Genomic DNA, 18,475 nt, shown 5'->3' with positions numbered 1-18,475 from the left:
AGAGTGTCTTTCAATAATACAAATGGGAATTAGTTTCAGCCACGCTAATTCTCTCTATCTACACATTATCCATTATTTACTCGCTCTTTCATCGGATATTTCTATTAGATTAAGTACTAGATTACAAGAAATAATGCCTAAAGTCAAGATATTAAATGAGAAAAATCAAATAAATGACCCGTTGTTTTAGATTGTTCATAATAATGAAAGATACTATAATTATTTTCCGCCTTTTTAATCTGCGATTTAGATTGAAATATAGTAGTGCTTTTATCTTTAAATCCATTTGATAAAATAACTTTTATATTTTTTGTTAAAAGACTTCTTTACATCCTATATTCATAGAAAATCGATAAAATAATGTGAAAAATTTAAATTTTTAGTGGTTTTTATGATTCTATAATTGCTAAATAGAACAATTTATTGCTATAATCAACTATGAAACCAATTTTTATACAAACTCGGTTTATTTGGCTAATAGAAAGTAGTGAACTCGGTGATGAAATCAAAAAACATACCTCAACAACATAAAAAATATTTTTTACTTTTCTTTATCGTCTTACTCAGTTTAACCATCTTTGCAACAGTTGCTTTGGCTAATTTTAGTACGATTAAGGTTGATGCTGCAGTAGTAAATGTTCGAACTGGACCTGGACTGTCTTACGATGTTATGAGTCAAGTTGGTGCAGGAGACACAGTCAATGTTCTAGAAGAAAAAAATGAATGGTATAAAGTTCGCTTAAGTAATGATCGGATTGGTTGGGTTGCCAGTTGGTTAGTAAATAATACCGAAATTAGTGCAGCAACAAATACCGTCGGAACAATTACAGGTGAGAAAATTAATGTTCGTAGTGAAAGTAATGAACAAGCTGAAATCATTGGTTCTGTCGTTAAAGGGACAGAATTAACAGTACTTTTCCAAGAAAATGGTTGGACTCAAGTTCAATACAATCAACAAGTTGCTTGGGTTAATTCTAATTTTATTGAAGTGAAAGCTGCTGCTGTTCAAGAGGCGCCTCAAACCGTGGCTACAAAAGACAATTCAAACGCTGATGTTCAAACAATTAGCATTCGAACAGAAGGTACGCGCATTCGAACTAGCCCTTCTACGGATAGTAAAGTGGTGCTGACAGCTTCTCAAGGCCAAAGTTTTAGTTACATTGGCACAGAAGGCGATTGGTATCATGTTAAAGCAAGTGATGGAACAGAAGGATATGTAGCAAACTGGTTAGTTGATTTATCAGCAACTGCAGAAGCCGCTCCTACTGCACAAATCTCTTCCCTTTCGGAAGCAACGATTGTCATTGATCCAGGTCATGGAGGCAGTGATCCAGGAGCTGAAGGGTCAAATTACTACGAGAGTGAAATCACATTAAGTACAGCTGAAATTTTAGCAAATCGTCTAAGACAATCTGGAGCCAATGTTATTTTAACTCGAACAACTGACACAGATGTTGGACTTCGCGATCGAGCTTATATCAGTAATCAAGCAAAAGCAGATGTTTTCATCAGTATTCATTATGATTCAACTCCGAATCCAAATGAAGGTAGTGGAACCACAACTTATTACTACAGTGATAGCAATAAAGCCTTAGCTAAAGCCGTTAATAATGGGCTTAGCAAAGGACCTTTACCAAATAATGGGTACCGCTTCGGTGATCATCAAGTCACTCGTGAAAATGCTCAACCTGCTCTATTGTTAGAAATGGGCTATGTTAACAACGATACGGATAGTGCGTTAATTACAACAAAATCCTATCAACAAACGATGTCAAACCACATTGTCGATGCCTTGACAAATTACTTTAATAAATAAAAATTCCCAGTTTAAAACAGTTCGAACTGTTTTAAACTGGGGTTTTTTTATTTATTTTGACTATCCAAAATGATGGTAACTGGACCATCATTTACTAAAGAAACGGCCATATCTGCACCAAACTCACCGGTTTCTACAATTAAACCACTTTTCCGTAACTTGTTGTTTAAGGAATCGTATAAAGCTGTCGCTTGTTCTGCTCCCGCCGCTTTTATAAAGCTTGGTCGGTTCCCTTTTTTAGTATCTGCATATAAGGTAAACTGAGAAATAGAGAGAATTTTCCCACCGATTTGTTCAATGGAAAGATTCATTTTTCCTGCATCGTCTTCAAAGACACGCATTTTGCTAATTTTCCCGACTAAATAATCAACATCAACTTCAGAATCTGTTTCTGTTACACCAACCAATAATACAAAACCCTTGTCAATTTCACCGACTATTTTCTCGTTAATTTTTACGGATGCTGCTAAACTCCTTTGAACAACTACTTTCAAATTTATCCATTCCTTTCTCTTCCCAGAAAAAAACAGACGATGACTAGCATCATCTGTTTTTTATTAAGATGTTATTCTGCGTACGCTATAAACATCTGGAATTGTTTTAATTTTATCAACAATTTTTTCTAACTGATTCAGATTTTGAATCCCGACAGTTAAAGTAATTGTTGCCATTTTATTGTTATCTACTTTGCCATTTACACTAGTTAAATTACGGGTCATGCTGTTTACAACTTGTAAAACTTCATTTAAAAGACCCGTACGATTATACCCTTCAACTTGAAGTTCAGCGTCATAATCTTGACCTTTTGATGCAGCATCTTCCCACTCAACTTCAATTAAACGATTTTCTGTATCATCTGCGCCTTTAATATTTGGACAGTCTTCACGATGAATCGATATTCCACGCCCTTTTGTGATATACCCAACGATTTTATCACCAGGTACTGGACTACAGCAACGACTAATACGCACTAAAAGATTATCGACTCCCTGAATGACAATTCCGCCTTCATGACGAACTTTCATTTTTTCTGGTTTTTTATCATTTTTCTTTTCGATTGTATCAAGTGATTGATTCTCTTTTTCTTTATCACGTTCACGACGTTCTTTTTCCGTCAAGCGATTCGCAATAATCAACGCTGTTAATTCTCCATAGCCGACTGCCGCATATAAATCATCCTCATTAGTAAAATTAAAGCGTTCTAATAGTTCTTTGATATGTTGTTTGGTTAAAAAATCTTTTGGTGCAAATTGCATCTCAATTAATTGTTTTTCAATCATATCTTTGCCTTTTTCAATATTTACATCACGATCTTGTAGTTTGAAGAAACGCTTAATCTTATTTTTAGCTTTACTTGTAGAAACAAGATTAATCCAGTCACGGCTTGGTCCAAATGAATTTGGCGATGTCATCACATCAACAATATCCCCATTTTTCAATTTATAATTGAGAGGTACAATTTTCCCGTTTACTTTAGCACCAATGGTTTTATTGCCAATTTCTGTATGGATATTAAAAGCAAAATCTAAGGGACCAGCGCCTGAAGGTAATTCACTCACGTCCCCTTTAGGAGTAAAGACATACACTTTATCTTTAAAAATGTCCTCTTTAACACTTTCCATAAAGTCACTAGCATCATTAGCCTCATCTTGTAACTCAATAATATCTCTAAACCAGCTTAATTTCGTCCCTACAGCATCATTTTCAATTTTCTTCGTGATACCCTCTTTGTATGCCCAATGTGCGGCCACCCCAAACTCAGCGACTTCATGCATTTCAAATGTACGAATTTGAACCTCAACGGGGTTGCCTCTTGGCCCAATTACTGTTGTATGAATTGATTGATACATATTAGCTTTAGGCATCGCGATATAGTCTTTAAAACGCCCTGGCATTGGTTTCCATCTAGTATGGATTGCCCCTAAAACAGCATAACAATCTTTAATTGAATCCACCATAACCCGAATCGCTAATAAATCATAAATTTCATTAAATTGTTTTTTCTGGTCTTTCATTTTACGATAAATCGAGTAAATATGTTTTGGGCGACCATAAATCTCTGCTTTTAATTTTAATTCATCAACGGATTCTTGAATTTTATCAATCGAATCTGCAATATAAGCTTCACGCTCTTCACGTTTTGAATTCATTAAATGAACAATCCGGTAATACTGTTGCGGATTTAAATAACGTAATGAAGTATCTTCCAATTCCCATTTAATTCGACTAATCCCTAATCTATGAGCTAACGGTGCATAAATTTCTAAAGTTTCATTGGCAATACGGCGCTGTTTATCCGCACGATGATGTTTTAATGTTCTTAAATTATGCAAACGGTCCGCTAACTTAACCATAATAACCCGTAAATCTTGCGCCATAGCTAATAACATCTTCCGATGATTTTCAGCTTGCTGTTCTTCATGAGATTTATATTTAATTTTCCCTAATTTTGTCACGCCATCAACAAGCATTGCTACCTCAGGTGAAAATTCTTTAGCGATATCTTCAAGAGTCATCTCGGTATCTTCGACAACATCATGCAAAAATCCAGTTGCAACAGTTGCTGGATCCATTTTTAATTCAGCTAAAATTGCTGCCACTTGGATAGGGTGAATAATATATTCTTCACCAGATTTTCTAAATTGACCCTCATGTGCCTTGGTCGCGTATTCGCAAGCTTTTTTTACAAATGCTACATGTTCACTGTTCATATAAGTTGAAGTTAAAGCGATTACTTCTCCAGCAGAATAATTTTTATTTTTTGGCATAAGGTCACCCTCTTTTCATTAATTTATTGGCGTGTCCTTAGCGATAACTGTTCTCGCTAGGCTAAATTGAGATTGCATCTTATGACATCAATCTGACTTTATAAAAAACAGCACCCGTCATCGAGTGCTGTTTCTTCATACACTTTAAATTAATTATAACTTCTCTCGCCTTTTAATTCAAACAGAAAAGTCGTGAATCATTAGGTTTTCTTCATTTAATTTAAAAATAACTTAAAAAGATTGGGGATTTTTATTAATTTACCTTTTGTAACCAAGAACAAAATTGATAAAGGCCACCACATTAAAGCAAAAATCGGATAAATTATCCAGATTTTATTCAGAGGGTGGCATAGTTTAAAATGAAAAACAATCTTTATTACATTAATAATTGTTTCTCACGGAGCATCTCGTAAGGACCAGGTTATCGCCGCCACATAATCACCTGTAAGATTTCCTTGTGGAATATATAAACTTGGTCCACCACTTGGATAATAATTACCATTACTGTGCATCTCCCACATATAGGGAACTCCTCTTGAATCTGAATGGAAATCGACTGCCCAAGAACCTAATCCAGTATCTTTTTCAGCTACCAATATAGGAAGTTCCGTATCTGGAATAGGAAATGACACAGCTTTAGAACTAGGTGGTGAGTCATATTTCCGATTATAGATATCTGGATAAACATCACTTACTGGAATTGAAAAAAGTGCGCCTTTTAATTTCCGACCATCATCTTTTTCGCTACTAAATTCTGTAATTTTAGCGCTTAAAGTCCAGCCTGCTCCTGTTCCTCGAACATCTGTTACTTGCGCTCCCAATGTATAATGCTTGGATGGGATAGGTTTTTCTCCGTTTATTTCCTTTTTAGCTACCAATGCATATGATAAACGTCCTTCCTCATAAGAGCTTATTTTAAGTTCAAAAAAGTGAAAACCGGTTGCCGCATCTAAGGTTAAGTCCCCTACATTATTCGTCGGTGCCCAAATAGCAGTAATCAATTCATGTGGTTTTGTTGAATTTCCCGGCTCTAAACCAACTTTTGCTTCTGAGGGATAACTTTGCGATTCTAAAGCCTTAGCGTCTACTGTAAAAAGTAAAGAAAATACACTACAACTACATAACATTATTTTTCTTTGTTTATTTTTCATAACTATCTCCTATTCCACTGTAACCATTAGTTGTTCCTCTAATTGCTTAGCTTCACCAAAGTAATACGTATTATTTAGAATCAAGGTTGTTGTTCCAACTGAAAGTGCCTCTAATTCTCCAGTTTCTTCATTGATTTTAGCCACACTTGGATTGCTACTCTTCCATTTTAACTTTTGATAAAATGGATCATTAATATTACTATCAACAATCGTTCCAACAAATTGTTCTTTTTCACCTACTTTAAACATCGTTTTCAGGTTTTCTTTTGAGGTGCCTTCAGAACTAGCCCAAACTAATTTCCCAAATTTAAATTCGTCACTTTTCTTAAATTCAATATAATATTTGGAACCAACAGTCGTTTTAGCCCAATCACCTAATGGATTATTAAATCCTAAACATTGGGCAGTTGCGCTAATTTCAACAATATCCCCTTTTTTTAGTTTTTCAGTGAAAAAACGATCCGCAATGGCAAGTCGATAGGGACCATCATTTATTGAAAAATCTGATCTAAAAATATCTTGTGTGCCTGTGGGCGTTATCGCATAACCATGAGTTGTATAGTTACCATCTTCTGGAATCGTATAGAGGAAGACATCACTTCTGTTGTACCATGGATTTTCAGAAATATATTCATTATCTGCCAAATCAATATAACCTTCCATTGGCTGACCTATTGTTAATTTTGTTGCTGTTTCTGTTGAAAATCCATGATCATCTGTAATAATAGTCAACTGATCTTTGATTTCAGGATTTTGTTTTGAACAAACGTTAATTACAGTTCGGCCAAACCCTTTAGCTGTAACTGTTCCAGATTGATCAACTTCTGCTATTGATGAATCTTTGCTGCTCCACAATAAGTCTTTCTTTTTTGCACCTTCAGGAGCTAATGTTGTATCTAGTACGATAGGTTTATTTTTATAAACAATTTTAGGATCTATTTTATTTGTAATAGCGACGGATGCTATTTTATTTTCTTCACTTGTTACACTATCAGTCGCAGCAGTCAAAAACAAATTAGCCTTTGTAGCCCAGTATTCTCCTTTAGATGTATTTCGCCAGCGAAAACCATTGTAACTAACAAGGGTATCCCCAGCTTCTAAAATAGGTACGTTATCTTGTTGATTTCCTTCTTTCACCTTTTGGGCAGTAAAGTATTGCAGCTCTAATTCAGAAGGATAAATTAATTGAACAACTATTCCATAATTTGAGTCGGCTGGAATTTCCACTTCTTTTGTAGGAATATTATTCATTCCCGCTTCTATTTGTGTTCCTTCTGCAATTAATTCTGTAAATATGCTAGAATCAAAGTAATCTGATTCAATTTTTTTATTCACATAATAAATCTTATAATCAATATTGTTTTGAATAGTTAAAAAAGCTACTGTTTTTAGAATTTCTTCATTAGTATTGGTTTGATAATTAGCTGCTAGATAAATCTCATTAGATGGATTTTTAGACGCTTCTATTTTCCCCCACGCATCACTAGTAGAATTAACATAACTGTTAAAATTATCATACAATTCAGATTTAGAACTTATTGCACTGTAAAACTCACCTGTTGCAATAAAAATATCCTCATAACTTACATAAAAATAACCTTTATCGCCAAACGAAGTACCCCATGAATTTTTCACTATAAAGGCGCCCTCTTGCTTTGGTTGAATTGAAAAATTATCTTTACTATAATCATCGTCCCATCCGACAATTGTCACTGAATGATCGATAGCAGGCCGTCCTTGAGATGAATAATTAGGAATTTTGTTAAAATCAGCCACCGGAACGTAACTTGCAGCTTTCCCATTATTATAATATTTTTTTGAGTGAGAAACCGTTTCAGATTGATAATTATAGGTAACCGCCCCACTTTCTTGAATAAATCGCTTAATTTTTGTTCGCTTTATTTCTTTTTCCGACTCCGAAATGGTATATTCATTAAGTGGAATATGTTTAAGTTCATTCATTGCTAATGATGATTTTTTTGCTTTAACCATATTAAAGTCATCATTTAATAGTGGTTTATTTTTTGCTTCTACAGTAGGTGTGGTAAACTCTTTTTCTGTAACACCTTGATTGTTTAACATATTTTGAAACAGAGGATACTGATGAAATCCTCCTTGATTTAAAGTTCTTTTCTCCGCCAACTGTAAAAATATAGTATTTGGATTAAATCCATCTGAAAAAGCATTTTCTGCTGAATAATAGTTATAGTAATTGGGTGATAAAAGTTGTTCTATCCCAGTTTGTTTTTGATATGCTGCTGAGATGATATCTGTGCTTGAATACGCCCAACAAATACCTATACCACCTTGACTTCTGACAGTTTGCTCAAAATCAGTTCCCCGTGGATCAAGTTTTTTTGGTAAAATCCCTCTAGATTGAACTATTTCTTTTGATTGTGGAATAACAGGTTCATCGCTATTCCAAGACCCTTTATTTCCATCTATTCCTAGTGGATGAATCTCAATAAGCTCTGGTGTGTCCAACGTATCAGCTGAGACATGCAAGCTCCATGTACAAAGGAATAATCCAGTTGTAAGTAAACCAATCATTATTTTTTTCATTTTTCTTCTCCTCCAATTTTTTATTAAGTCTTCAATCAAATATATAAAGCTTCATTTATATGTCACTGAAATTAATTCTCCATAAGTACAATCTTATATAGCTGTACAATTAGTTTCAGTAAAAAACTTTTCCCTGATTAAATTATATCTAGTATAGCACTATTCTAAAATAAAATATAGTCGTTATTTATAAATAACAATTTCAAAATAATAAAAAAAGAATTAACAGAATAATTTAATAGATGAAATAGTACATATACTAAAAAAATTGCTTTTTTAGTATATGCACATCACTCTATGAGACTATTTAAATAATGAAAAAGTAAATTACTTTTTTTTATAATATAACGGTAAAATTCCATCTCTTTTTAAATAACTTTTTTTAATTTAACTATTAATATCTATTTCTTCCAATATAAAAAAACATAGTGCATTAATTCAAAGTAAATTGAATTAATGCACTATGTTTTACCTATTCTGTTCTTCCATCTAATTAAATTATTTTGGACTACTTTTCTTTTATTAACCTTCTTGACCTAAATTTAAATTACCAATTAAAGGGGCTGGATCGACTACATGTCCAACTCCACCTTCTGGACTAGTCCGGACTTCTAAATGTAAATGCGGTCCATCTGATTGACCTGTTTGACCAACTTTTCCAATCACCGTTTTTGTTTCTACTCGATCACCAACTTTTACAAGGAGTTCAGACTGATGAGCGTACAACGTCCATGTTCCATTATCATGTCGAATCACAACGACATTTCCATATCCCTCGTACATAGGTCCATCTTCTTGGGCGACAACGACTTCACCAGCCATCACTGGATGGATTTCTGTTCCAATAGCTGAGGCAAAATCAAGCCCTTTATGGAAACCATTTGTATCATAACCAGATCGTAAACCAAAAGTAGATGATATCGGATCTTTAACTGGCGCTTCAAAGCCAAATTGAATAGATGGTAGTTCAGTACTTTCTGATTGTGAAAATACAGCTATATCTTGAGAAATTTGAGTTGCTCTTTTATCCCACAACACATTTTGTTGTTGATAGGAATTTTTAACGGCTTCAATTTGTTCAGTAGCGATACCAGAATCTGGTTTAGTCGCTGCAGCTTCTAAGACAACATACTCTTTTTTTAGATTCGCACGTTTTAACTCAAGCTTTTTTTGAACTAATTCTGCTGCTAATAATTTTTTTTGTTGTGTAGTTACCTTAATCTGCTCTTGAATCATTGGAAATTTAGCTTCTTCAGAAAAATGAATTTCTTCTTTTTCAGGAGGAGTTGAATCATTTACTGTTAGACGTTTTTGATCTGACCAAGTAGCTCCTTTTTCTGCTAATAAAGGTTTTAAATTATCTTTTTGACTTTCAAATTTTTTTACAGCAACTAGTCCTTCTTTTATTTTAATTTCTTGCTCTTTAATTTTTGTTTCTAATGCCTTTATTTGGCTATTAAATTTACCTATACTCACATCTGATTGCGTCATGGCTTCGTCTAGTTCTTTGATTTTGGCTTCTATTTGACTCACTTGAGTATGTACATCGACAATTTCAGCTTCTGTTATCGCATAAGCAGTATCCGTTTGAAAAAAAATAGGGCTAAGTAAGCTAGCAACGGTTATGACTAGTGTTAATTTATTGGAAAAAAAACGCATTTTATGGGTTCCCCTTTACATTCTTGTATTAAACTCATCCAAATTATAACACATCACTTTTTTTAAGTATGACGTTCTGTTAACAGTTAGATGACATTTGAATGACTTGAGGGACTTTACTTGACATATAATTAATCTCAAAATAGGCCTAGGATAATAATCACCCTAGGCCTATTGCTTCATTTCTGATTAATAATCGTTTTTAGCTGTTTGACCTTCCATAATGGCAACGCCACTAGAAGCACCTAAACGAGTTGCACCAGCTTCAATAAATGCCAAAGCATCTTCTAAGCTACGCACGCCTCCACTAGCCTTAACGCCCATTTCTGGTCCAACTGTTGCACGCATTAATTTCACATCTTCAACTGTTGCCCCACCTGTTGAAAAGCCTGTTGATGTTTTAACAAAATCAGCTCCAACTTTTTTAGCAATTTCACAAGCTCTGATTTTCTCTTCTTCAGTTAACAAGGCTGTTTCAATAATCACTTTAGAAACTGCACGATTTTTAGCAGCTTCAACAACGCCACGCATATCACGCTCAACTAATTCATCATCTTTGCCTTTTAAAGCACCAATGTTAATAACCATATCCACTTCATTTGCACCGTTTTTAATGGCATCATTCGCTTCATATGCTTTGACTTCTGGCGTGTTTGCACCTAATGGAAAACCAATTACTGTACAAACTTTAACATCTGATTCTGCTAATAAAGCAGCTGCTTTACTAACCCATGTTGGATTAATACAAACTGACATAAAATTGTATTTTGCAGCTTCTTGGCAAAGAATAGTAATTTGTTCCTCCGTTGCCTCTGGTTTTAATAACGTATGGTCAATGTATTTATTTAAGTTTTCACTCATGTTTTTTCTTCCTACCTTCTCATAATTATTTAGTATCTTCATTATACCCTACTTCTTGCTCTTAGGACATAGCCGTTTCACTTATTTAGATTGATTTAATTCTAATTGATAAGATAACGCAGATAAAACATATAAAGGTGCTGTTTCAGTTCTTAAAATCCGTGGTCCCAATGCACAACAAATAAAACCCGCATCCGTCAAACTTGAAATTTCTTTTTCGGATAATCCGCCTTCTGGACCAAAAACAACTAATACTTTTTCACCTGTCTCCAGATTTTTCAAGACTTTGGCAAAGTTCTGGTCCTCTCCAACCTTAGCACTTTCTTCATAAGCAACTAATAATCTATCATACCCCTGACTCGTTTCAATCAACTGACTCAGTGAGTGAACAGCTTCGATTGTAGGAACAACATGACGCTGTGCTTGTTCTGCTGCTTCAAGTGCAATCTTTTCTAAACGTTGGATTTTTTTCAGTCCTTTTTTTTCATCCCATTTTGTAATCGAAAATTTAGCAGCAAATGGGATAAAATGACTTGCACCTAATTCTGTTCCTTTTTGAACAATTAATTCTAGTTTATCGCCCTTAGGCAACCCACTAACTATGGTTACTTCTACAGGTAATTCTTTATTTTGATGCTCATCCGCAATCCATTTTAAATCTAAATAATCATTTTCAATTGTTTGAATTTCGGCAATAAAAGCCTGACTGTTGGGTAAAACTAAAAAAACCTTATCTTCAACTTTCATCCGCATCACACGAACCATGTGATGATATTGATCTCCTTCAATGGAAATCAGCTGATTTTGATAGTCATCTATCATTTCCTTTAAAAAGTAACGTTGCATTTACTCTTCCTCCGCCGGTTTTCTAGCAATAATCGCGAACCAATCTTTCATTTGTAAAATTTGTTCAATTTCAAACCCTTGTGCAACTAAATGTTCTAAGACTTCATCACGTTTGCTATCAATAATACCTGAAGTAATAAATAAGCCGTTTGGTTTTAAAACACGCCAAGCATCTTCAATTAATAAAAGAATAATTTCAGCTAGAATATTAGCCATGACAATATCCGCTTCGATTGTGATGCCTTTTAATAAATCATTGGCTTTAACAGGCACATCTTTAGCGTAGTCATTTAAAGCCATATTTTCTTTCGCCGCTCGAACAGCTACTTCATCTAAATCGTAGGCAAAAACATCACCTGCACCTAAAGCTTTACTGGCAATACTTAACACACCTGAACCTGTTCCGACATCTAACAAGGTTTCTCCGCCAGTAATACTGGTTTCCAACGCTTGCATAGATAAACGAGTCGTTGGATGCGTTCCTGTTCCAAAAGCCAAACCTGGATCTAAGCGAATAATCCGTTCATCGCTAAACTTTGGTGTATAGTCTTCCCAACTAGGTACAACAGTCATAAAACGTGTGACTTGTAGTGGATGATAATATTTTTTCCAAGCTGTTGCCCAACTCGTATCGCTGACCTCCGTTGTTTCAACCTGATTCGCTCCAATATCCAATCCAAAAGTTTCCAATTCTAAAATTCGTTGTTTAATCCCTGGTAAAATTTCTGGTAAAAAAACGGTCTCTGGAAAATAAGCTTTAATAATAACACCATTTTCTGGAAAATCCTCTTTATCTAAAGCCCAAATTTCACCAAATCCATCATCTGGTGTATGATCAAAATCAAACATATCTTCAATTGAAACACCACTTGTTCCGGCCTCAACTAGTATATTTGAGATCGCCTCTACGGCTTCACTTGCGGTTAAAACACTTACTTCTGTCCATTTCATTCTGTTTCCTCCTTGTATGATAAAAACTAACCTGATAAAAAGTTTGTTGAGCTGTTTAACTTCGACAGAAAAATAGGGAATAGAAAGAATGACACTTTTTGTCACTTTTTCCATTCATCTTTTTTCCGAGAACTTGGCTCATAAAAACTAGCCGAATAAAAAGTTTGTTGAGCTGTTTAGGCCTGGCAAGAAAATAGGAAAAATTGATAGGACGTTTTTTGTCCTCTCGAATTTTTATCTTTTTCTCGAAGGACTAGCTCATAAAAACTAGCCTAGTATTTAGGATAAGCTATTAATGTGTCCTCATAACGTCCTGTTTCTTTTAATGTTGCAATTGTTCCTGCAAAATCATTGTCATTCCAATGCATTTCAAAGGTTTCAATTGTTGGATCCGTTGCAAAATCTAATAGGTCAGCTTGTCCTTCAGTCACGACAATGCGTAAATATTTTGCAGCAGCTTCAATTACACCCTTTTCAATTCCTTTTTTACTATCAAATGGGATTCCAACTAAATAATCGTCTAAATTTAGTTTTGATTTCAAGGGATCGTAAAAAACAATTCCATCTTCAAATTCAATAATATCATTTTCTGCCACTGTTCCATCAACATCTTCAATTACAGTTGAACTATCAGTTTCAACAAAAAGTGTGAAAAAGACTTCAATTCCATGCTGACGTTTATTCCATTGTACCAACCAATCAAATTCAAAATTAGCTGCTTCAAATGTTTCATTAATGTAATCAAGTAATTCTTCTTTTGCCATTAAAATCCCTCTTTTCTTATTTTTCCCATCCATAATCAGGTTCTATCGTTCCTTTTAATTTAGAAACATAAGGATTTCCTTTAACACTATAACGTAAGAAAGCTTCTGTCCATTTACCTTTATTTGGAATCCCAATTCGTTTAGAAAGCTCAACTTCTTGAGGGTACCGACGCTCTTTTTGTGAAATTATTAAAGGTGGTACTAGTATCGAACTTCCATCATCACTTTTATCGATGCCCATTGCTTTAGTTAACTTGCCTGGTCCGTCTGTAACAGCGAAGCCGGTTTGAGCTCTTCGTTCTTCCATTATAGCGAGCCCTTCAAATGGTTCTATCCCTCTAATTAAAACAGCTTCTGGTATACCTTTAGCTTGTACAACTAGATTTAACATATGGTGTGTGTGCATACTATAAATATAAATAGTCCCTGCTTCCTGATACATTGAATTCAATCGTGGTGTTTTTTTCAACTTGTAACTATGTGCAGCTTGATCAATTTCACCTAGATACGCTTCTGTTTCAACAATCCAACCAGAGACAATTCCAGCATCGGTTTCTTTTACAACTAGCATACCTAATAACTCTTGCGCGATTTCTTCTGTTGTTTTTTTTGAATCAAACCAAGGATTCATCTTGCACCTCCTAACTCCCGAAATGCCACTTATTTATCCATCTACTAGTATACCTTAAAATAAGCTTTTCTGTTATAAAAATTAGTTGATTTCTTTGACCAAATTTTCTACTTAGTTTTTTAGTTCATTTGTAAAAAGCTTAGCAATAAATAAATTACAAACAATATTTATTTTTCATACAAAATAAAATTAATTTTTTTATCGCATCTGACTTTATTCTATGCTAGAATACAATTTGTTGTAAAAATTATAGATGGAACTCTCTCAGAGTATTCATAGATTGGAGTCGGGAAATGAAAAATAGAGAAAATTCTTATTTTGATGGTGGTTTGTTTGAATTAATTGGTTGGAATATTTTAGGTACATTGATTACAATTTTCACACTTGGCATTTGCGCACCATGGGCAATTACAATGGTTTATGGTTGGAAAATTAATCATTCTGTTATCGAAGGACGTCGCTTGCAATTTAATGGCTCTGCTGTTGGCTTGTTTGGTCACTGGATTAAATGGCTATTATTAACAATTATTACGTTTGGAATCTATGGCTTTTGGGTATCAATCAAGTTAGAAAATTGGAAAGTTAGCAATACTACTTTTAGAAACTAGCATTTATTTATTTATAAAAAAGCATCCCTCTATTTTTAGAAGGATGCTTTTTGTTATTATCTTAAAGACTGAATTTGAAGATAGAGCTTACCTCACTATGCTTTTTTTTCTGCTAAATTTTCATAGTTATGTTTAATTATTGCTATTAAATCTGAGTTTGTTAAATTTGTGACAGTAGAAATCACTTCACTAATAGATGCATTTTCAATTAAACGAGCTAACTCGATACTTTCTGGATCTTTCTCGTCCCGGTAGGTTAAAATCATTGCAACGGTTTTTATTAATGCTTCATTCTTTAAATGAGAGTCATTTGTTTCTCGAATTGGGCGAATAAAGCGTTCGTCGTACCCTAATTTACGGAGAGGTGTTCTAGCTACTCGACTAATTTCATCTGAAATATATGGATTTTCGAAACGAGAAAGAATTTTATTAATATAGGCTTGGTGCTCGGTTGGATTAAATTTCCATTTGGTAATCAATAAATCTCCCGTTTCTTTTAAGACTGCTTGGACTTGATTTTTTACAGTTGGGTCTTTAATTGCTTTTTCAATCGTTTCAAATCCATGATATTTCCCAGCATACGCTGTTGTTGCATGACCTGTATTGACTGTGAATAGTTTACGCTCAATAAAAGGCAATAAGTTTTCTACATACTGAACTCCTTTTAATTGGATTGCTTCATTTTTAAGAGTTGTTGCATCAACAACCCACTCTTTAAAAGGTTCAACTGAAACAAATAACTTATCTTCATGATGCTGAATCGGTACAATTCGGTCTACTGCAGCATTTGGAAAACCGATATAAGTAGTCAAATATTTTTTTTCATTTTCTGATAAGTGTTTTTCAACTTCTTCTTTTAAATAGTCACTACCGCCAATCATATTTTCACAGGCAATCACATCAATCGGTGTTGTTATATTTGCCTCAAATCTACGCTTGATTCCTGCTGCAATCAATGGCGCAATCAACGGCAAAATATTGGGACCAATTGCTGTTGTAATAATATCAGCCTGAATAAGTGCTGCGACAACCTCTTCTGGATTCAGTTGGTTATTTATGCCAGATACATTTTTAACAGTAATTTGTTCTTTTCCAGCTGCAGCTAATTCTATTTTATAACTTCCGAATGTATTTAAAGCATTTATAATTTCTGTATTGACATCAACAAAGATAATGTCAAAGCCATTTTGAGACAACACTTCACCGATAAATCCTCTACCAATATTTCCTCCACCAAAATGAACAGCTTTCATTTAATCCACCTCCTGAAGTAAAGCCACGATTTCTTCTGCAGTTTGTGCACTAGCCAATTCGACAACATTGTCAATATCAGAACAAAAAATAGCAATTTGTGACAAAATATCCAAGTGTTCGTTTTCGACTCCTGCTATCCCAAAAAGAACGGTTACCATTTTTTCTTCTTCTGGAGTACCAAAATCAACACCATTAGGAACTTGAATAATAGAAATACCTGATTTTTTAATGTATTTTTTGGCCTCATCTGTTCCATGGGGAATGGCAATAAAATTTCCCATGTAAGTTGTCACGTCATTTTCACGTTGTACCATAGCATCAACATAGTCAGCTTCAACATATCCAGCAAGAACAAGGACTTCTCCTGCAGCTCGAATGGCACTTTCTTTCGTCGTAAAATGTTGGTTTAATTTGATATTTTCAATTGTTAATATATCCATCTTCAAACATCCTTTTCATTTATATTTAGTTAATTCTATGAGAAATAATTTACTTAATAGACGATAAATCTCATCTCGTGCACCGGAATTATACAATTCCATATTTAAATTACTTTCTATAATAGATGCGCTAATTTCACCTAAAACTTTCTGATCATAATCAGACAATGGCTCAGGGCCTAGCAGCAACAAAATTCGCTTCATCTTTATCGATGTTCGATCCATGCCAATAATACTTAGTGGCTCTTTGATTTCATAAATTGAAAAGTAGGGAAACTTAATTTCACTAGAAATACAATGGAATAATGCCAAATTAGTTTCTGGTATACCAATTGGCGCCTGTTTTAGACGTCCCATTAGTTTAGCGGCAACAACTTTTGCATCTGTTAAAATAAGTCCTTCTAAAGACTGACAAATTTCATTAATTGTACTTTCCAAAGTTTGACTATAGCGTACGGCTTTTATATCGAAATTTTCTAAAATTTGATTTGCTACTTTCATTCCTTTGTAGACTTCTTGAAAACTTTCTATTTGATCATTTGTAGTGTTTATCTGCTGACGAGTATCTTTAGTTAAAAAGGTTGTACTAGTAAAGTTACTTTTAATATAGAGCTGAATATCACGGATTTCCTCTTCTAGTAACAACGGTGTAATCACTTTATACTCCGCTCTAAAACCCGACAAAAAAATTGTTGATAGTATCAAATCAAATGAGCCTAACTCCAAAGAATCCAATTGTGCAATTCTAGAAATAAGCACCTCATTAATTTCCGGTATATTTTTCTTTAGTCGATTTTCCAAGATCTTAGCGGTTCCAATGCCACTTGAACAAATAACTAAAACCGAAAGTTTTTTTGTTTTCGACTTTTTTTCATACGTTGAAGCAAAGTGAATGACGATATAAGCGACCTCATTTAACAGAAAGACTGTTTCAGGAAATACACTGGCTAAAGATTCCTCTAAAATTTGATAAAGTTCAGTATATTTAATTTTTATTTTTTCTAGTAAAGGATTATTCATTTGTGGGATTGGGGCAACAGAACGTTTTAATGCTGCTGATAAATGTGCCATTAAATCATAAAACAAGGTAGTATCATGACTAAAATCCCATTCTATTCGTGTTGAAACAAGATGAATTAACTCTTTTATTTTGAAAGATAGTTCTACATCATAATTCTCCAGAAAAATATCTCTTTGAATATGACCATTCATTCCTCTAATTTGTAGTGCTAAAAAATAAATTTCATGATCTGTGACGTTGACTTCGATTAACTTTTCTACATCAGCAAATAATTCACTGGCAATTTCAATAGGCTGATGAATATCCGTTTCTTTAATTGAGTATTGAATGTCTGTGATTTCCTTGCCTAACTTCAATCTATGAATTGAAATAGCCAATAAAATAATTAATTGTTGTAACTGACTATCTGTTACTTTTTCAAAGGACCTTTTTTGAATGCTCTGAATCGCATGATTTGCTATATATAAAGACTCATTATCGATGTATTTCATAAAATAATTATCTAATGTATCTAGCAATTGCTCTTTTTCTAATCGTTTTAAAAACTCAAAAAAATCATACTCATTAAGCTCACTATTAATGACGCCACTTAAAATTTGACGACGTTCACTTTCTGGTGCTTTAACACTAATTCCAATTGATTTTTTTCGTTGCACTTGAATCGTAAATCCGCTTAAAATTTCTTCAATGGAGACTAAGTCAGCTTGGATTGTGCCGATACTTACTCCAAAATCAAGCGCCATCGCTTCCATCTTCATTTCTTCATCTGTCGTTAAAAGAAGGCAAGTTATTGCACTTTGTCTTTGTTTCGGATCAAATTCATTTTTGATTTTACTCAGTTTCATTTTTAATTCAGCCAATAAAAACTCATTGCCTATTAATTTATACCCAGCACCTTTTTCTTTAATCAATTTCATTTGATACTGCGCTAAAGTGCCTTCAAGACTCGATAATTCACGATAAATAGTTCGCTTACTGACTTTGAACTCTTCACATAAATAATCAATCTGCACCCCTAGTGGATTGTGTAAGAGTATTTCAACTATACGTTTCTCTCTAGCTGAGAAATACATCACTACTTCACCCTTTCTATGCTAAAACCAACTATCAAGCAACAGCTGAGAATCAACTGCTACTTGATTT

Annotated in this window: 15 protein-coding genes and 1 other annotated feature (1 of these 16 running past the window's edge); of the genes, 2 read left to right on the top strand and 13 right to left on the bottom strand. The window is 34.0% G+C overall.

The genetic code is table 11. The features are described 5' to 3' along the window. Positions 1-101, bottom strand: a binding site (T-box leader); it reaches 112 nt to the left of the window's first position. 398 nt (positions 102-499) lie between these two features. Further along, the gene (locus tag BR77_RS02295; RefSeq protein ID WP_035063817.1) at positions 500-1,816 is read left to right on the top strand and encodes an N-acetylmuramoyl-L-alanine amidase family protein; all 1,317 of its coding nucleotides are present in this window, start codon (positions 500-502) and stop codon (positions 1,814-1,816) included. 47 nt (positions 1,817-1,863) lie between these two features. Here BR77_RS02295 and dtd read toward each other — a convergent pair whose 3' ends face one another. The 10 genes from dtd to BR77_RS02245 all read right to left on the bottom strand — a co-directional run bounded on the left by dtd (position 1,864) and on the right by BR77_RS02245 (position 14,009). Then, positions 1,864-2,310, bottom strand: coding sequence for a D-aminoacyl-tRNA deacylase (gene dtd, locus BR77_RS02290; protein WP_010053889.1), 447 nt, complete (start codon positions 2,308-2,310; stop codon positions 1,864-1,866). A gap of 63 nt (positions 2,311-2,373) precedes the next feature. Continuing rightward, positions 2,374-4,584 (bottom strand): RelA/SpoT family protein, encoded by a 2,211-nt coding sequence (locus BR77_RS02285; protein ID WP_010053887.1) that lies wholly within the window; start codon positions 4,582-4,584, stop codon positions 2,374-2,376. Positions 4,585-4,979: 395 nt separating this feature from the next. Then, entirely contained in the window at positions 4,980-5,735 is a 756-nt protein-coding gene (locus BR77_RS02280) for a WxL domain-containing protein (RefSeq protein ID WP_015076470.1), read from the bottom strand. Between the two features lie 9 nt (positions 5,736-5,744). Next, the gene (locus BR77_RS02275) at positions 5,745-8,297 is read right to left on the bottom strand and encodes an Ig-like domain-containing protein (protein ID WP_035063815.1); all 2,553 of its coding nucleotides are present in this window, start codon (positions 8,295-8,297) and stop codon (positions 5,745-5,747) included. A 522-nt stretch (positions 8,298-8,819) separates the two neighbouring features. Continuing rightward, positions 8,820-9,956 (bottom strand): M23 family metallopeptidase, encoded by a 1,137-nt coding sequence (locus BR77_RS02270; protein ID WP_035063812.1) that lies wholly within the window; start codon positions 9,954-9,956, stop codon positions 8,820-8,822. Positions 9,957-10,145: 189 nt separating this feature from the next. After that, the gene (deoC, locus tag BR77_RS02265; protein ID WP_010053882.1) at positions 10,146-10,817 is read right to left on the bottom strand and encodes a deoxyribose-phosphate aldolase; all 672 of its coding nucleotides are present in this window, start codon (positions 10,815-10,817) and stop codon (positions 10,146-10,148) included. Between the two features lie 81 nt (positions 10,818-10,898). Next, entirely contained in the window at positions 10,899-11,663 is a 765-nt protein-coding gene (locus tag BR77_RS02260; RefSeq protein ID WP_010053880.1) for a 16S rRNA (uracil(1498)-N(3))-methyltransferase, read from the bottom strand. Further along, a complete protein-coding gene (prmA, locus tag BR77_RS02255) occupies positions 11,664-12,614 on the bottom strand; it encodes a 50S ribosomal protein L11 methyltransferase (RefSeq protein ID WP_010053875.1) in 951 nt (316 codons plus the stop codon). 272 nt (positions 12,615-12,886) lie between these two features. Next, complete coding sequence (locus tag BR77_RS02250; protein ID WP_015076475.1) at positions 12,887-13,378, bottom strand: DUF3013 family protein; 492 nt, start codon at positions 13,376-13,378, stop codon at positions 12,887-12,889. Between the two features lie 16 nt (positions 13,379-13,394). Next, the gene (locus tag BR77_RS02245; protein ID WP_015076476.1) at positions 13,395-14,009 is read right to left on the bottom strand and encodes a DNA-3-methyladenine glycosylase; all 615 of its coding nucleotides are present in this window, start codon (positions 14,007-14,009) and stop codon (positions 13,395-13,397) included. Positions 14,010-14,302: 293 nt separating this feature from the next. Here BR77_RS02245 and BR77_RS02240 point away from each other — a divergent pair, with 293 nt between their 5' ends. Continuing rightward, on the top strand, positions 14,303-14,617 hold the full coding sequence (locus tag BR77_RS02240) for a DUF898 family protein (protein WP_010053870.1): 315 nt from the start codon (positions 14,303-14,305) through the stop codon (positions 14,615-14,617). Positions 14,618-14,712: 95 nt separating this feature from the next. Here BR77_RS02240 and BR77_RS02235 read toward each other — a convergent pair whose 3' ends face one another. The 3 genes from BR77_RS02235 to BR77_RS02225 are packed head-to-tail and all read right to left on the bottom strand — an operon-like array spanning position 14,713 to position 18,405. Further along, positions 14,713-15,870, bottom strand: coding sequence for a mannitol-1-phosphate 5-dehydrogenase (locus BR77_RS02235; RefSeq protein ID WP_035063808.1), 1,158 nt, complete (start codon positions 15,868-15,870; stop codon positions 14,713-14,715). Beyond that, positions 15,871-16,311: a PTS mannitol transporter subunit IIA gene (locus tag BR77_RS02230; protein ID WP_015076479.1), complete on the bottom strand. Its 441-nt coding sequence runs from the start codon at positions 16,309-16,311 to the stop codon at positions 15,871-15,873. It abuts the gene before it with no gap. A gap of 15 nt (positions 16,312-16,326) precedes the next feature. Next, entirely contained in the window at positions 16,327-18,405 is a 2,079-nt protein-coding gene (locus BR77_RS02225) for a BglG family transcription antiterminator (protein WP_010053866.1), read from the bottom strand. Between the last annotated feature and the right edge of the window lie 70 nt (positions 18,406-18,475).

The sequence above is a fragment of the Carnobacterium maltaromaticum DSM 20342 genome, assembly GCF_000744945.1.
Classification (GTDB): domain Bacteria; phylum Bacillota; class Bacilli; order Lactobacillales; family Carnobacteriaceae; genus Carnobacterium; species Carnobacterium maltaromaticum.
Note: the sequence above shows the minus strand (reverse complement) of the source record. Positions and strands in the feature narration are given on the sequence as shown.

Coding starts and splice junctions, on each gene's coding strand:
- BR77_RS02295 (WP_035063817.1), top strand. CDS start 500: ATGAAATCAAAAAACATACCTCAACAACATAAAAAATATTTTTTACTT.
- BR77_RS02285 (WP_010053887.1), bottom strand. CDS start 4,584: ATGCCAAAAAATAAAAATTATTCTGCTGGAGAAGTAATCGCTTTAACT.
- BR77_RS02280 (WP_015076470.1), bottom strand. CDS start 5,735: ATGAAAAATAAACAAAGAAAAATAATGTTATGTAGTTGTAGTGTATTT.
- BR77_RS02275 (WP_035063815.1), bottom strand. CDS start 8,297: ATGAAAAAAATAATGATTGGTTTACTTACAACTGGATTATTCCTTTGT.
- BR77_RS02270 (WP_035063812.1), bottom strand. CDS start 9,956: ATGCGTTTTTTTTCCAATAAATTAACACTAGTCATAACCGTTGCTAGC.
- deoC (WP_010053882.1), bottom strand. CDS start 10,817: ATGAGTGAAAACTTAAATAAATACATTGACCATACGTTATTAAAACCA.
- BR77_RS02260 (WP_010053880.1), bottom strand. CDS start 11,663: ATGCAACGTTACTTTTTAAAGGAAATGATAGATGACTATCAAAATCAG.
- prmA (WP_010053875.1), bottom strand. CDS start 12,614: ATGAAATGGACAGAAGTAAGTGTTTTAACCGCAAGTGAAGCCGTAGAG.
- BR77_RS02250 (WP_015076475.1), bottom strand. CDS start 13,378: ATGGCAAAAGAAGAATTACTTGATTACATTAATGAAACATTTGAAGCA.
- BR77_RS02245 (WP_015076476.1), bottom strand. CDS start 14,009: ATGAATCCTTGGTTTGATTCAAAAAAAACAACAGAAGAAATCGCGCAA.
- BR77_RS02240 (WP_010053870.1), top strand. CDS start 14,303: ATGAAAAATAGAGAAAATTCTTATTTTGATGGTGGTTTGTTTGAATTA.
- BR77_RS02235 (WP_035063808.1), bottom strand. CDS start 15,870: ATGAAAGCTGTTCATTTTGGTGGAGGAAATATTGGTAGAGGATTTATC.
- BR77_RS02230 (WP_015076479.1), bottom strand. CDS start 16,311: ATGGATATATTAACAATTGAAAATATCAAATTAAACCAACATTTTACG.
- BR77_RS02225 (WP_010053866.1), bottom strand. CDS start 18,405: ATGTATTTCTCAGCTAGAGAGAAACGTATAGTTGAAATACTCTTACAC.